11 protein-coding genes are annotated in these 15,383 nt (G+C 64.8%); 10 read left to right on the top strand and 1 reads right to left on the bottom strand.

Features of this window, described 5'->3' with window-relative positions:
* Positions 1–10: 10 nt before the first annotated feature.
* Positions 11–1,930 (bottom strand): cytochrome c/FTR1 family iron permease, encoded by a 1,920-nt coding sequence (locus tag DZC73_RS25865; protein WP_124543268.1) that lies wholly within the window; start codon positions 1,928–1,930, stop codon positions 11–13.
* Positions 1,931–2,170: 240 nt separating this feature from the next.
* Here DZC73_RS25865 and DZC73_RS25860 point away from each other — a divergent pair, with 240 nt between their 5' ends.
* The 10 genes from DZC73_RS25860 to DZC73_RS25815 all read left to right on the top strand — a co-directional run bounded on the left by DZC73_RS25860 (position 2,171) and on the right by DZC73_RS25815 (position 15,359).
* Complete coding sequence (locus DZC73_RS25860) at positions 2,171–3,454, top strand: TolC family protein (protein ID WP_198414980.1); 1,284 nt, start codon at positions 2,171–2,173, stop codon at positions 3,452–3,454.
* On the top strand, positions 3,451–4,740 hold the full coding sequence (locus tag DZC73_RS25855) for an efflux RND transporter periplasmic adaptor subunit (RefSeq protein ID WP_124543266.1): 1,290 nt from the start codon (positions 3,451–3,453) through the stop codon (positions 4,738–4,740). The genes DZC73_RS25860 and DZC73_RS25855 overlap by 4 nt, the downstream gene beginning before the upstream one ends.
* Positions 4,741–4,750: 10 nt before the next feature.
* Positions 4,751–7,894 (top strand): efflux RND transporter permease subunit, encoded by a 3,144-nt coding sequence (locus DZC73_RS25850; RefSeq protein ID WP_124543265.1) that lies wholly within the window; start codon positions 4,751–4,753, stop codon positions 7,892–7,894.
* Between the two features lie 14 nt (positions 7,895–7,908).
* Positions 7,909–8,289 (top strand): hypothetical protein, encoded by a 381-nt coding sequence (locus DZC73_RS25845; RefSeq protein ID WP_124543264.1) that lies wholly within the window; start codon positions 7,909–7,911, stop codon positions 8,287–8,289.
* A gap of 74 nt (positions 8,290–8,363) precedes the next feature.
* Complete coding sequence (gene cadR, locus DZC73_RS25840) at positions 8,364–8,828, top strand: Cd(II)/Pb(II)-responsive transcriptional regulator (RefSeq protein WP_124543395.1); 465 nt, start codon at positions 8,364–8,366, stop codon at positions 8,826–8,828.
* A 47-nt stretch (positions 8,829–8,875) separates the two neighbouring features.
* Complete coding sequence (czcI, locus tag DZC73_RS25835; RefSeq protein WP_124543263.1) at positions 8,876–9,229, top strand: cation efflux protein, CzcI family; 354 nt, start codon at positions 8,876–8,878, stop codon at positions 9,227–9,229.
* Between the two features lie 99 nt (positions 9,230–9,328).
* Positions 9,329–10,645 carry a TolC family protein gene (locus tag DZC73_RS25830; RefSeq protein ID WP_124543262.1) on the top strand — a complete coding sequence of 439 codons (1,317 nt, stop codon included), beginning with the start codon at positions 9,329–9,331 and terminating at the stop codon, positions 10,643–10,645.
* Positions 10,646–10,656: 11 nt separating this feature from the next.
* Positions 10,657–11,871, top strand: coding sequence for an efflux RND transporter periplasmic adaptor subunit (locus tag DZC73_RS25825; RefSeq protein WP_124543261.1), 1,215 nt, complete (start codon positions 10,657–10,659; stop codon positions 11,869–11,871).
* A 12-nt stretch (positions 11,872–11,883) separates the two neighbouring features.
* Positions 11,884–15,015, top strand: coding sequence for an efflux RND transporter permease subunit (locus DZC73_RS25820; RefSeq protein ID WP_124543260.1), 3,132 nt, complete (start codon positions 11,884–11,886; stop codon positions 15,013–15,015).
* The gene (locus DZC73_RS25815; RefSeq protein ID WP_124543259.1) at positions 15,012–15,359 is read left to right on the top strand and encodes a P-II family nitrogen regulator; all 348 of its coding nucleotides are present in this window, start codon (positions 15,012–15,014) and stop codon (positions 15,357–15,359) included. Before DZC73_RS25820 ends, DZC73_RS25815 begins: the two co-directional genes overlap by 4 nt.
* The last annotated feature ends 24 nt before the right edge of the window (positions 15,360–15,383 follow it).

Below are 15,383 nucleotides of genomic sequence, written 5' to 3'. Positions count from 1 at the left end.
ATCTCTCAGGTCAAGCCGCGGCCGCGCGGCGGGATTGCAAGGCATTGAGACTGAAGCCACCGACCGCGATCAGCAATACGACGATCTGTGCGATGGCGGTTTCAGCGGACGGGTACATGCCCAGTACCTGCACGTGCGGCCACGGGATCGGGTTCGCTGACAACCAGCCCGCCTCCTGCAGGCCGGCCACGCCCTTGCCGGCGAGCACAACGGCGAGGACGGCCACCAGCAGCGAGCTGGCCGAGAAGAACTTGCCGATCGGCATGCGGGCGCTGGTGCGCAGCAGCAGCCAGGCAATCAACGCCAGGATCGCGACACCGCAGGCCAGGCCACCAAGCAGTGCGCCGCTGTGGCCGTCAACCGCCAGCGCCGAATAGAACAGCACCGTCTCGAAGACCTCGCGATACACGGCGATGAACGAGAGTCCGAACAGCGCCCACGCCGAGCGCCGCGACATTGCGGAGGACAGCTTGTCTTTCAGGTAGGCCTGCCATCGGCCGGCGCTGCTCTTCTGGTGCATCCAGAGACCAACACCCAGCAGCACCACCGCCGCGAACAAAGAGGACAGGCCTTCGGTCACCTCGCGGCTGGCGCCGCTGATGCCGACAACGTAGGTCGCCACGGCCCACGTCACTCCGCCGGCAGCCAGCGCCGCCACCCAGCCGGCGTGCACATGTGGCAGCAGGTCGGTGCGATCGGCCTTGCGCAGGAAGGCGATCATGCCGACCACGATGAGCAGCGCTTCGACGCCCTCGCGCAGCAGGATTGTTAACGCACCGGCGAACGTGGTTGCGGCGTCCGAGGCACCAGCGCGCAGCTCGGTTTCGGCCTGGGCAAAAAGTCCGTCGAGCCGCGAGGCCATTGCTTCGGCGTCGCTCACCTTGCCGGCAGCCAGCGCAGCGCGGTAAGACAGCATCGTGGACTCGATCTGGGTCATCAGCGGCTTGTTGCGTGCTGCCAGTGTCGGCTCAACCGGCTCGAAACCATCGAGGTAGGCGGACAGGCCGAGCCGGGTCGCATCGGCGGACTTCCCCGCGCGAGCCGCAGCCAGGCTTTCCTGCAGGCGATTCCGTGCCAACGACAAACCGCCACCGGCGGTCGAAGCCAGCGCCGCCGGATCGCTGCGCAGGTAGGCCATCAGATCTCGCGCGCCATCGGCTCCCAACGCTGATGTGAGGCCTGCCTCGGTCTGCGTGGTGAGCGCGTTCAGATTGGCGACGGCCGCCTTGGCCCGATCGTCTTTCTGCCACAGCTTTGCCCCGCGCTGCCGCATGGCGTCGTCGTGCGACAGGGTGCCGGCGTACCACGCAAGTGCCCAACGATCCTCGTCGGCTAAGGAACCAAAGGCTGGCATCGGGGTCCCCGCCACGCCCTGGCTGATCACCTGGTACAAGGCCATCAGGCTGCGCGAGGCGGCGCGATCGCGATCGGTGAAGGCGATCGGCTTGGTGGCCAGTTGAGCCGCCAGCGGCCCGTCGCCTCGTCCTGCCGACCCGTGGCAACCGGCGCACTGCGTTTGGTAAAGCGCCTGGCCGCGTTGCAGTTCGGGCACCTTCTGCGGGGCGACTGGTACCGGATACGCCGCCAGCAGCCGCGAGGAAGCCTGCCTGGCCAGTTCGCCAACGTTCTTCGCGTCGGCCTTGCGGCCCACGGCCTCATGCAGCGCCTGCGTGGCTGCGAGCAAGTCCGCCTTGCCGGTGGCCTCGGGCAGAGCCTTCGCCTGCTGCATCGCTCGCTCCGCGAACTCCTGCATTTCGGCGTATTCGGAACTGCTGACGACGTTGCCCTTTTGGACGGCGCCGCCGTAGTCCACGCCGACGTAGTCGATCAGCTGCCACAGCTGGCGCACTGAGGCGTCGGGCGTCTGGGCTTGCGCGATAACGCTGCCCAACAGGAGACAGACGGCAAGAATGCGAAGTATGACTTTCATTGACAATGATTCTCGTTTAGCCTCATTAGAAATCCTGTAGTGGGTGCAGAGTCAAGGCGGATCGAACAGCCCCACGGCTGCCAAGGTCACAGGCCAACATCACGGCGTTGCCGTCGCAAGCGAGCCGGTTGTTGCGCACCCCGCACAAGAGGCTTGACTCTGTAGTCACTTCATATTGTTCAATCGAGGATTGGCCGCAAAGGGCCGCAGAACAACAAGCGAGGAGACATGCACCTGCGAATGATCCTGGCCCTTGCGATCGCGGTGCCGGGTGTTGCGGCGCTGGCCCAACCCCAGCCGCCACTCAGCGCCCCGGCACAGGACCCCCGGCGCCTGACGCTGCAGCAGGCGCTGCGCCTCGCCGAAGATGCCGAGCCGACACTTCGGCGCAAGCGCGCTGAACTGTTGGCCGCAGAAGGCGCACGGGCTGAGGCGTCTGCCTTGTTGTTCAACAACCCACAGGCCTCCGTGGAAACGACGCGCCGGCAGGTGCCACAGAGCGGATTGCCGACGGAGCGACGCCGCGAATGGGGCGCGGGGCTGTCACAGACGCTGGAGATCGCCGGTCAGCAAGGTCATCGACGCCGTGCCGCGCAGTCTGTCCTGGAGGCAGGCCAAGCGGAAGTCGCGGATGTTCGGCGCCGCGTGCTCACCGACACAGCGGTGCAGTTCTACCGGCTCGTTTACCAACAACGTCGTCTGCGCATCGATGAACAGGCGGTGGCACTCCTGGACACGGCTTCGTCCGCTGTGCAGAAGCGAAAAGCCGCCGGCGAAGACACCCGTCTCGATGCAAACGTAGCCGCAGTCGAAGCGGAGCGTGCGCGCAACCAGGCGGCGGTCACCCGAGAGCAGTTGGCTGACCTGCAAGCCGATCTCGCTGCCAAGCTGCAACTGCCCCCGCCAGCAATCATCGTCGCTGAAGAGCCGTCCGAAAGAGCCCCTTTGAGAGTCAGCCAGGACGAGCTGTCAGGTGCGGCCGCCAACGCCCCGCGCCTGCGCGCCGTGGCCACCCGCGAGGAAGCGGCCGCCGCAAGACTGAAACTGGAGCAGGCAAGCACCTATCCCGACGTGACGGTCGGGGTCCAGGTTGGACGCGAAGGTGCCCCGGACGCGCGCGAGCGGCTGACGACGTTCTCAGTCTCCATCCCTCTGCCTTTGTTCAAGCGCAACGATGCAGGCATCGGGCAGGCGCGCAGCGAACTTGAACAGGCGCGCATCGAGCACCAGTCTGCGATGAATGAGCAGCGGTCGCAGGTCTACAGCCTGTGGACCAAGCTTCAAAGCCTGAGCGCACGCGTGGAACGGTTGCGGACAACGGTTCTCCCCGCGCTGCAGAACAACGAGGCGCTGTCGGCAAAGTCGCAGAAGGCCGGACAGATCAGCGTTCTGGACCTCATGGTGGTGAACCGACAGAGCCTGGATGCACGACGCGATCTGCTGGAGGCAGAGTTGGACTATCAATTGACCCGGCTCGCGCTCGAAGCAGCCATCGGGCAACCCATTGGAGGGATCGCGCCATGATGAACGCTCAACGAGCCCGATATCGCCGCAGCTTGACCATCCAGGCAGACCGCGTGGTGCGCTTGGGCGCCAAGTCCGCGGGCCTGCTCGCACTGCTGAGTCTGTGCCTTGTGGTGGCGTGCAGCCGCACCGATCAATCCGGCGCCAGTCCCGCTGCTGCGAAGGACGGCAAGTCCGAGTCCAGCGAAAAGAAGGGCGAGAAGAACGAGAAAGGCGGCAAGGAGGAAAAGGAGGCCAAGCTCGAAAAAGGGCACGTCAAGCTCTCGGACGCCGAGGTCCGCGAAGCCGGCGTGGAAGCGCAGGAGCTGAAGCCTCAAACCTTGGCGGACCAGCTCGTCCTCAACGCGATGGTCGCGGCGAACCAGGATCGCTTGGCTCACCTCTCGCCTCGCATTCCAGCGCGGGTGGTGGCCGTCCTGGTGAGTGATGGCGATCACGTCAAAGCCGGCCAAGTGCTGGCGTCACTCGACAGTCTTGAACTGGGCGAAGCGCAAGCGGCTTGGCATCATGCCGAGAGCGACCAAGCGCTCGCGCGCTCTGAGTTCGAGCGAGCCGAATCGCTGCACAAGGACGAGGTGATCGCGGACAAGGACTATTTGCGCGCACGCACCGAATACGAGAAAGCGAAGGCACAAACGCGCGCTACGCTGGAGCGCTTGAAGTTGCTTGGGGCGGACCCGTCGCATGGCAGCGACAAGGTCGGCTCCGTTTTCGCGTTGACGGCACCATTCGCCGGTGTGGTCGTCGCCAAGAAGGCGGTGCTCGGCGAACTGGCGCAACCCGACAAGCCGCTCTTCGAGATCGCCGACCTGTCGACCGTCTGGGTCGAAGCCAGCCTCTTTGAAAAGGATCTGGCCAGGGTGCGTGTCGGTGCGCCGGCCGTTGTGACGGTGTCTGCCTATCCGGACGCCGAGTTCAAGGGAAGCGTGATGCGGATCGGCAGCATGCTGGACAAGGACACCCGCACGGTGCCCGTGCGAATCAACGTGGCCAACGCGGATGGCCGACTCAAGCCCGAGATGTTTGGCAGCGCCAGGATCGAAGGCGCCGGCAAGGCGGAAGCCTTTGTGCTGCCGGAGGCCGCAGTGATTCTGCTCAACGGCGAACCGACTGTGTTCATCGATCAGGACGGCGACTACGAGGCCCGCCACGTGCAGGTTGCCGGCCGCCGAGGCGGCAACGTCGTCATTGCCAATGGGTTGAAGGCGGGCGATTGGGTGGTTCGCAAAGGCGCCTTTGCGGTCAAGTCCAAGCTGCTGAAATCGCAGATTGGCGACTCGGACTGACGGCGGCCGCATGCTCAACACCATCATTGCCGCGTCGCTGCGCTACAAGGTCCTGGTCCTGGTTGCCTTTGCCGCGATCGTCGGCTGGGGCATCCACGCCTTCCTCGTCGTGCCGGTGGACGCCTTCCCGGACGTGACGCCCGTGCAGGTGAACATCTACACCGAGTCGCCCGGCATTGCCGCCGAGGAGGTGGAGAAGCTGGTCACCTTCCCGGTCGAGACTGCGATGGCCGGGCTGCCGGGCGTCCAGCAGATCCGCTCGATCTCGTTGTTTGGCCTCTCCTACGTCAGCGTGTATTTCAAGGACGATGTCGACATCTACTTTGCGCGCCGGCTTGCGGGAGAACGGTTGGCAGAGGCGCGAGAACGCATTCCGGAGGGATATGGCAAGCCGGAACTCGGTCCCAACACCTCCGGCCTCGGGCAGGTCTACTGGTACACGATCGAGGCGGCCGACAAGAAGCTCAGTGCGATGGACCTGCGGGCCCTGCAGGATTGGAACGTGCGGCTGTTGCTGAGGACTGCGCCAGGCGTCGACGACGTGACCAGTTGGGGCGGCGACGAAAAGCAGTTCCAGGTGCTGATTCGTCCGGACCGGTTGCTCAAGTACGGACTGACGTTCAAGTCGGTGATGGAAGCACTGTCGGCCAACAACCGGCAGGTCGGTGGCCAGTACGTGAACGTCGGGCGCGAGCAGTACCTGGTGCGAGGCCTCGGCATGGCGAGTTCGGCCGCCGACCTGGGCAACATCATGGTGGTCTCGCGCGCCGGGGTGCCGGTCTACGTGCGCGACGTGGCGGAAGTGCGGGAGGGACCCGCCGTGCGCTTTGGTGCGGTCACCAAGGACGGACGCGAAGTGGTGTTGGGCCAGGCACTGGCGCGCATCAACGAAAACGCGAAGGACGTGGTTGCTGCAGTCAAGGCCAAACTGGAAATCGCCAAGAAGGCGCTCCCGCCAGGCGCGGTGCTCAAGCCGGTGTATGACCGCACGGACCTCGTCGACCGCGCGATGTCGACGGCCGAGCGCTCGCTCGTCGAAGGCAGTGTCCTCGTCGTCATCGTGCTGTTCCTGTTCCTTGGTGAACTGAGGTCCGCCCTGGTCGTCGCCGTGACGCTGCCGCTGGCGATGCTGATGGCCTTCATCATGATGGAACGCTTCGGGTTGTCCGCGAACCTGATGTCGCTGGCCGGGCTGTCGATCGGCATCGGGATCATGATCGACGGCGCCGTCGTGCTGGTAGAAAACGCGTTCCGCTTGCTGTCGCATGCGGACAAGGACGTGAACCGCACGCAGGTGATCCTGCGCGCAGCCACCGAAATCGCCAACCCGGTGTTCTTCGCCATCCTGATCATCATCGTCGTCTTCCTGCCACTGTTCTCGCTCACCGGCCTGGAAGGCAAGCTGTTCAAACCCATGGCGCTGACGATCTCGTTCGCGATGCTCGGATCGCTGGCGTTGACACTGACCATCGTGCCGGTGTTCGCGTCCTTGATCCTGCGCCCATCGGTCGAGCGCGACACGTTCGTCGTGCGTCACTCCAAGCGGCTGTACCTGCCGTTGCTTGCGCGCGCGCTTGAGCGCAAGAAGACCGTCCTCGGCATCGCGCTGGCGGCGCTCGTCGCGGCGCTCGCGCTGTTTCCTTTCCTCGGCAAGGAGTTCATGCCGCAGCTTCAGGAAGGGGCGACGATCTTCCGGGTGACCGGCATTCCATCCACTTCCCTGGAGGAAACCATACACGTCGCGCAGCGGCTGGACGCCGTCCTCAAGAAGCAGTTTCCGCAGGTGAACTCCTCCCTGGCCACGATCGGGCGTTCGGAACTCGGCGACACGACGGATGCGAACTACATGGAAGTCCTGGTCGAGACCAAGCCGCCGCAGGACTGGCCCCAGAAGATGCCCATGCCCGAGCTGACCCGCAAGATGCAGGAAGCGCTGGAGCAGGCCATCCCCACCGTGGTGTTTGGTGCCACCCAGCCGATCCAGATGCGCGTGGAGGAACTGATCTCGGGCGTGCGGGCCACACTGGCGCTGAAGGTCTACGGGGACGACCTTGCGACGCTCGATTCGCTCGCTGCCGACATGAAGGGAGTGCTGTCGGGCATCAAGGGTGCTTCTGACCTTTCATTGGAGGCGAACAAGGGCAAGCCTCACCTCGTCATCAAAGTGAATCGCGACGAGGCTGCACGCTATGGCGTCACGACTGATGAAGTCCTTGAGGTCGTACAGACCGGCATCGGCGGAAAGACTGTCGGCACGGTCATCGATGGCGTGAAGCGCTTCGACGTGGCGGTGCGACTGGATGAGGCGTCTCGCAACAGCATCGAAGCCATCAGCAACATCCCGATCCGCACCCAAAGCGGCGCTCTGGTGCCGCTGGAACGCGTAGCCAGCATCGAGACCGCGGAAGGCTACTCGTTTGTGCGACGCGAGCAGTTGCAGCGCTACGCCGTGATCCAGCTCGACGTGAAAGGTCGGGACGTGAACAGCTTCGTTCAGGAGGCGGAGGCGAGGATTCGGCAACAAGTGAAGATGCCGACCGGGTATTGGATCGAATGGGGTGGTGCTTTCGAGAACCAGCGGCGGGCGCTGACGCGGCTCGCCATCATCGTTCCCTTGACCATCGGCCTGATCTTCATCCTGCTCTACACCGCCTTCGGCACCGTGCGCCACGCCGCGATGATCATCTCGAACGTCCCGTTCGCCGTGATTGGGGGCGTGTTCGGTCTCGCGCTCACCGGGCAGTATGTGTCCGTGCCATCCACGATCGGATTCATTGCGGTGTTTGGCGTCGCCATGCTCAACGGCATCGTGCTGGTGTCGTTCATGAACAAGCTGCGCGAAGAAGGTTGCACGCTGCGCGAGGCCGTCACCCGGGGAGCGGAGTTGCGCCTGCGGCCAGTGTTGATGACCGCGACGGTGGCTATCTTGGGCCTGATTCCCATGCTGCTCTCCACCGGCGTCGGCGCCGAGACGCAGAGACCGTTGGCTGTCGTGGTGGTGGGCGGGCTGCTCACCGCCACGGCGCTGACGTTCTTGCTGCTGCCGCTGATCTACGAATGGGTGGAACTGCGTGTCGAAAAGCGCAGTGCGTCGCCCCTCGAAGCTCAGCACCCGAATGTTTCCTCGGATGCGCCCGCATCCACCTCAACGTGAATGAAAGGATCTCCATGAACAAGCTTGCTCGCCACAGTGCGGCCCTCATTGCCGCAGCCGCTCTTGCCCTTCCGGTCATCTCCAGCGCCGAAGAGCAAGGCGAAGTGCGCAATGGAGGCATCACCACGATGCTGAAGAACCGCGACTACGAACTGGTGCTCAAACCCACGGTCGTGACCGTCTTCGTCTACCAGGACGAGAAGCCCGCGGCGACCCAGGGCGCAACCGGCACAATCACCATCACCCAGGGCGACAAGAAAACGACTTTGCCACTCACGCCCACCGGTGCCAACGCATTGGAGGCCAAGGGCACCTTTGCGAAAGGCGGCAAGGCTTCCGCGACCATCACCCTGGCTGGCCGCAAGCCCCAGGATGTCACGTGGGCTCTGAAGTGAGCAGGTGATTCGAACTCTGTAGCCGGTGTAGAGTCTTGATCAGCCAATTCGGCTGGTCTGTGGTGGGGGTGGCGATGAAGATCGGCGAGTTGTCGCGCGAGACAGGGACGGCGATCGAGACCATCCGGTTCTACGAGCGAGAGGCCCTGCTGCCGGCGCCGCAGCGCACCGGCGGCAACTTTCGGGTCTACGAGAAGGGGCATGCCGAGCGCCTGGCGTTCATCCGACACTGTCGTTCGCTGGACATGACGCTCGACGAAGTGCGGGTGCTGCTCGACTACAAGGACGCACCCGAGCGCAGCTGCGGCGAGGTGAATGAATTGCTGGACGCTCACATCGGCCATGTCGCAGCTCGGATCAAGGAACTGCGCACGCTGGAGAAACACTTGAAGGCGCTGCGTCAGCAATGCGGTGACGCGCGCAGCGGCGTCGACTGCGGAATTTTGGATGGCATTTCCGCAGCGGCGCGCTCTCCTGCAACGAAGCCAAGTACCCATGTGAGAGGCACTCACCGGGAAACCAGAGCGTTGCGGGGGTAACAAGCCTGATGCTGGACCAGGCACATTCGCCTCATATACTGCCGCCCATGCGCCGATGGCTCGTTGTCCTTCTGCTGGTTGTCCTGCCGTTCCAGTTCGCCTGGACCGCGGCGGCGGCGTACTGCGGTCACGAGACCTCGGCCTCGGTAAAGCACTTCGGGCACCACGTCCACGTGCACAAGGCGGCGACCGGATCGGTCGATGCCAAGCACGCGGGCGGTACTGCCGCGCCGGACCTCGACTGTCCGGTGTGCCACCTGGGTGCCCCTGCCCTGCCCGCGGAGTTCGCCGTCGTCGACGTATCGATCCCGCCCGCGGAGTTCGCAGCCCCTGACGCTGCGGCACCGCCCTCGGCCATCGCCGAGGCGCCTGAACGCCCCAACTGGCTGCTCGCCGTCTGATCCGGCGAGCCCCACGTCCAACTCCCTTTCGAGGTTTTCGACCGCTGAGCACTCGCCGGATCCATCCCGTTCCTGGTTCATTCCTGACTGGAGGATTCGATGCGATACCACACGCTGGCGCTGGCCGCCGCGTTCTGTCTGCTGCCGGGCCTGACGCCCGCACAAGTCATCCCACCGGCTCGGTCGCCGGTCGGGTCCGCGCCCACAGCCGATCCAACGACGACAACCAACCGCGCGTTGACCCTTGAGCAGGCCTGGGCGCGGGCGCACAGCGCGAGCACCACACTGCACGCCAAGCAAGCCCAGCTGGTTGCCGCCGAAGGCTTGGCCACTGACGCCGCATCCTGGCTCGCCAACAACCCGCAGGTGTCCGCGGAGCGAACCCGCCGGTCTGTGCCCAGCTCAAGCGCTACCGAGCGTCGCAATGAATGGAGTGCCGGGGTTTCTCAGGCGGTAGAAATCGCTGGCCAACCCGGCCATCGGCGTGAGGCAGCGAATGCCGCCCTGCAAGCGCTGCGGCTGGAGATCGATGACATGGTGCGCCAGCAGCGAGCCGAAGTGTCCGAGCGCTTCTACCGCGTGCTGGCGTTGCAGCAACGCGTGGAGATCGAGGCACAGGCGATGCGCCTCTTTGAAGATTCCGCACGCGCCGTCGAAAAGCGCCGGGGCGCCGGCGAAGACACCCGACTGGACGCGAATGTCGCGGTGGTGGAGGCGGAACGCGCTCGCAACCAGCTCGCGACGGTGCAAGAGCAACTGCTTGACGCTCGTGCCGCGCTTGCCACGGCGCTGCAATTGCCGCCGTCCGAGTCCATCGAAGCTTCAGGCAGCCTGTCCCCGAGTCCGCTCGGGTACTCGCTCGAAGTGCTGCTGCAGTCTGTTCCCGCCCTGCCACGCCTGCAGGCCCTCAACGCACGGGAGCAAAGCGCACAGGCGAAGCTGCGACTCGAACGCGCTGCACGCTACCCCGACGTGACGGTCGGCATGAATGTCGGGCGCGAGGGACCTGGGGACGCACGGGAGCGGCTGACGACGTTCACTGTTTCGGTCCCACTTCCCCTGTTCAAGCACAACGCGGCGGGCATCGGCCAGGCCTCGACCGAACTCGCGCAGGCTCAGATCGAGCGGCGCGCCGCCGAGCGTGACCTCCCCGCACAGGTCCACGCCTTGTGGACCAAGTTGCAGAGCCTGCAGAACCGCATCGAGCGCCTGCAGCGATCGGTGCTGCCAGCCCTGGCCGACAACGAGCGACTGTCCGTGAAGTCGCGCCAGGCCGGGCAGATCGGCCTGCTGGAGCTGATCGTCACCACTCGCCAGACCTTGGACGCCCGACGCGACCTGGTCGACGCGCTGCTCGACTACCAAACCACGCGCACGGCGCTGGAAGCTGCCGCCGGCTGGCCTGCGCAGCTCTGAGAAAGACATCCATGCACAACAACTTGAACAACCCCGACCGCATCCCCGCCCGACTTGCAGCGGCGATCGTCGTTGCCATCCTCCTGACAGCGTGCGGTGGCGGCGAGAAGAAGCCCCCGGAGCCCAAGCCCGGCGCCGAACAGAAGGCCGAAGCCGGCAAGCACGAAGAGGGCAAACACGACGAGGGCACCGTCATCAAGCTGTCCGAGGCGGAGGCCAAGCGCGCTGGCATCCAGTTGCAGGCACTGCAGCCTCAGTCGCAAGCCGATGTCGTGACCGTCACCGCCACCATTCGTGCCAATCAGGACAAGATCGCCCGCGTAGCGTCCCGCGTCGAGGGCCGCATCACGCGTGTGCTCGTCAATCTGGGCGACACCGTGCGCGCCGGCCAGCCGCTGGCGTCGTTGGACAGCGTAGCCTTGGGTGAAGCCCAGTCGGCCTTCCTGCAGTCCCAAGCCTCACATCGCGTGGCGCAAACGGACTTCGACCGCGCCAAGGCGCTTGCAGCCGAGGAGATCATCCCGCAGCGCGAGTTCTTGCGGGCGAAAGCCGAACTGGACAAGTCCAGTGCCGAGCTGCGTGCGGCCGAAGACAAGCTGCGCCTGCTCGGGGCATCGCCGCAGCGCAGCGGGCGTGCGGCAGCCGGCTTCGAGGTGCATGCACCGTTTGCCGGCACCGTGATCGAGAAGAAGGCCACGACAGGCGAACTCGCCACGCCGAGCGATGCGCTCTTCACCGTGGCCGACCTGTCGCGTGTGTGGATCGAGGCGAACCTGAGCGAGGACCTGCTGTCCAAGGTGCGCCCCGGCGCCAATGCCACCGTGCGCGTGGCCGCCTATCCCGGCGAGCGGTTCGCCGGCAAGGTGACCTACATCGCGGGCATCCTCAACAAGGACACCCGGACCATTGGCGCCCGCATCGAGGTCGACAACAAAGACCGCCGGCTCAAGCCCGAGATGTTCGCCACCGCCGTCATCGAGACCGGCACATCAAAGGACAAGGTGCTCAGCGTGCCTGACGCCGCCATCGTGCTGCTGCAAGGCCAGCCGACGGTGTTCGTGCAGGAGCGCGGCGGATTCGAGCCGCGTCCGGTGGAGCTTGGCGACAAGCTCGGTGGCCGCACAGTTCTCAAGTCCGGCGTCGATGCCGGCGAGCAGGTCGTCGCTGCAGGCGCCTACGCCCTCAAGGCGCGCTTGCTCAAGTCGCAAATCAGCGACGAGCATTGAGAAGGACGCACCATGCTCAATGCCATCGTTGATGCTTCCTTGCGCTACAAGGTCCTGGTCCTCGTCGCCTTCGCGGTGATCGTCGGCCTGGGCATTCGCGCCTTCCGCCAGGTGCCGGTCGACGCCTTCCCGGACGTGACGCCGATTCAGGTCAACATCTACACCGAGTCCGCCGGACTTGCGGCCGAGGATGTCGAGAAACTGCTGACCACGCCGATCGAAGGCGCCATGGCTGGGCTGCCCGGCGTCGAGGAAGTGCGATCTGTCTCGCTCTTCGGCTTGTCCTACGTCGGCGTCTACTTCAAGGACGACGTGGACATCTACTTCGCGCGGCGCCTTGTCGGCGAGAAGCTGCAAGAGGCCAAGGAGCGGCTGCCCAAGGGTTACGGCGAGCCCTCGCTCGGGCCAAACAGCTCCGGCCTCGGCCAAGTGTTCTGGTACACGATCGATTCGGCCGACAAGAAGTTGTCGGCCATGGACCTGCGCACCTTGCACGACTGGACCGTGCGAATGATCGTGCGTACCGCGCCTGGTGTGGACGACGTGATCTCCTGGGGTGGTCATGAGAAGCAGTTTCAGGTGCAGGTCGATCCTCAGCGTCTCATCAAGTACGGGCTGTCGTTCAAAGAGGTGATGGAGCGGCTGACCGCCAACAACAAGCAGGTCGGTGGCCAGTATCTCAACATTGGCGCAGAGCAGTACCTGGTGCGCGGGCTGGGCCTGGTCGGCAACGTCGCGGACATCGGCGGCATCGTCGTCGCCGAGCGCAACGGCTCGCCGATCTACGTGCGCGATGTGGCCGCGGTGAAGGAGGCGCCGGCCATGCGCTTCGGCGCGGTGACACGCAACGGCCAGGAGACCGTGCTTGGCATGGCGCTGTCGCGCGTCAATGAGAACGCCAAGAACGTTGTCGATGGAGTGAAGGCCAAGCTCGCGACCGCACAGGCCGCGCTGCCCAAGGGAGTGACGCTCACCCCCATCTACGATCGCACCGAGCTGGTCGAGAAGGCGCTCAAGACCGCCGAAAGCTCGCTCGTCGAGGGCTCGATCCTCGTCGCGGTCATCCTGTTCCTCTTCCTCGGGGAGATCCGCTCGGCCATCGTCGTCATCGTCACCTTGCCGCTCGCGATGCTGATTGCCTTCGTGTTCATGCAGCAATTCGGCCTATCGGCCAACCTGATGTCGCTCGCTGGCCTCGCGATTGGGACCGGGATGATGGTCGACGGCGCGGTGGTGCTGGTGGAAAACGCCTTTCGTCTGCTGTCGCATGCGCGCGAGTCGGGACGGCCGATTCACAAGACGCAGCTCATCCTGCAGGCAGCGCGCGAAGTGGTGAACCCGATCGCCTTCGCGATTCTGATCATCATCGTGGTGTTCTTGCCGTTGTTCTCGTTGCAGGGGCTGGAGGGCAAGCTCTTCAAGCCGATGGCGCTGACCATCACCTTCGCCATGGCCGGCTCGCTGCTGCTGTCACTGACCCTAGTGCCGGTGCTGGCCTCGCTCATCCTCAAGCCAAAGGAAGAGCGAGACACCTTCCTCGTGGCACGCGCCAAACGCCTGTACCTGCCGCTGCTCGATTGGGCGCTTGAGCGCAAGAAGCTCGTGGTCGGGAGTGCCGTTGCACTTCTGCTCGTCTCGCTGGCGATTTTTCCCTTCCTCGGCAAGGAGTTCATGCCGCAGTTGCAGGAGGGCAGCATCATGTTCCGCATCACCGGCATTCCATCCACGTCGCTGGACGAATCGATTCGGGTGTCCAACGTCGTCGACGCCGAATTGCGCCGGCAGTTTCCTCAGGTGAAGACAGTGCTTGCCACCATCGGCCGCGCCGAGAAAGGCGAGACGGCCGATGTGAACTACATGGAGGTGTTGCTCGACCTGAAGCCGCAAAGCGATTGGCCGCAGAAGATGTCGTACACCGCGCTCGGCCACGACATGCAGGAAGCGCTGGAGAAGACCGTCCCCACGGCCGTCTTCGGTGCCACGCAGCCCATCCAGATGCGCGTGGAGGAGCTGATCTCCGGCGTGCGTGCGACCTTGGCGCTCAAGCTTTACGGGGAGGACCTGGAAACGCTCGATCGACTCACCGGCCAGATCAAGGGCGTGCTGCAGAAGGTGTCGGGTGTGGCAGACCTCTCGGCCGAGGCCAACAAAGGCAAGCCGCAGCTCGTGATCCGCGTGGACCGCGCCGCGGCGTCGCGCTACGGCATCAACGCCGACGAGATCCTGGAGGTGGTGCAGTCCGGCATCGGTGGCAGCTCGGTGTCGACGCTGATCGACGGCACGAAGCGCTTCGACATCGCAGTGCGCCTGTCAGACGAGTTCCGCGGGTCGCCCGCCGCGATCGCGGCTATCCCGATTCGCACCGGAGAAGGCGCCCTCGTGCCGTTCTCGCAGGTGGCCAAGATCGAGCTGGACGAAGGCTACTCGTTCGTGCGCCGCGAGGCGTTGCAGCGCTACGCAGTGCTGCAGATGGATGTCAAAGGCCGCGATGTGGACAGCTTCGTGAAGGAAGCGGACGCCAAGCTGAAGCAGGAGGTCAAGCTGCCGCCGGGGTACTGGACCGAATGGGGCGGCGCCTTCGAGAACCAGCAGCGTGCGATGGCACGTCTCGCACTGATCGTGCCTTTGACGATCGGCCTGATCTTCTTGCTGCTGTACACCGCGTTCAATTCGGTGAGGCATGCTACGCTGATCATTGCCAACGTGCCATTCGCCGTCATCGGCGGCATCTTTGGCTTGTTCATCACTGGCCAGTATGTGTCGGTGCCCTCGGCGATCGGCTTCATCGCGGTGTTCGGTGTTGCCATGCTCAACGGCATCGTGCTCGTCTCGTTCCTCAACGGTCTGCGGCAGCAAGGCCTGTCCGTGCGTGATGCCGTGCGCCAGGGAGCGAGCTTGCGGCTGCGGCCGGTGTTGATGACCGCCTCGGTAGCCATCCTCGGGCTCGTGCCGATGCTGCTGTCCACTGGCGTCGGTGCCGAAACTCAGCGCCCGTTGGCCACCGTCGTCGTGGGGGGCCTCTTCACCTCCACCGCGCTGACGCTGCTCCTGCTACCCCTCATGTACGAATGGGCGGAAGGCCGCGCCGAGCGACGCGCAGCCGCCCTCGCCGCCTCTTCCGCAGCACAAGGAGAACCCGCATGAAAGAGATCAAAGCCTATGTTCACGCCAACCGCATCGGCGCGGTGATTGCTGCTCTAAAAGGCTCGTCCGCCTGGGACGGCGCGGTGGGTGGAGGTGGTACGGACACCCACAACCTCACCGTCTACGTCGTCAAGGGCTCGTTGCTGCCGGTGGACGAGCGTGAGCGCCACTACTCGGTTGAGCTCGGTGACGAGGTCGTGAACGAATACAAGTTGGAGCTGACCTGCGCCGATGAACACGCGGACGAGCTGGTGGAGGTCATCCGCACGTCCGCACGCACCGGCCAACCCAACGCCGGGTGGGTCTTCGTCACCGAGGTGGCACGCACCGTGCCCATTTCTTGAACGCGGTCCGGGGGGGGGCAGCTG

Source organism: Rhizobacter terrae (assembly GCF_003852895.1).
Classification (GTDB): Bacteria; Pseudomonadota; Gammaproteobacteria; order Burkholderiales; family Burkholderiaceae_C; genus Albitalea; species Albitalea terrae.
Note: the sequence above shows the minus strand (reverse complement) of the source record. Positions and strands in the feature narration are given on the sequence as shown.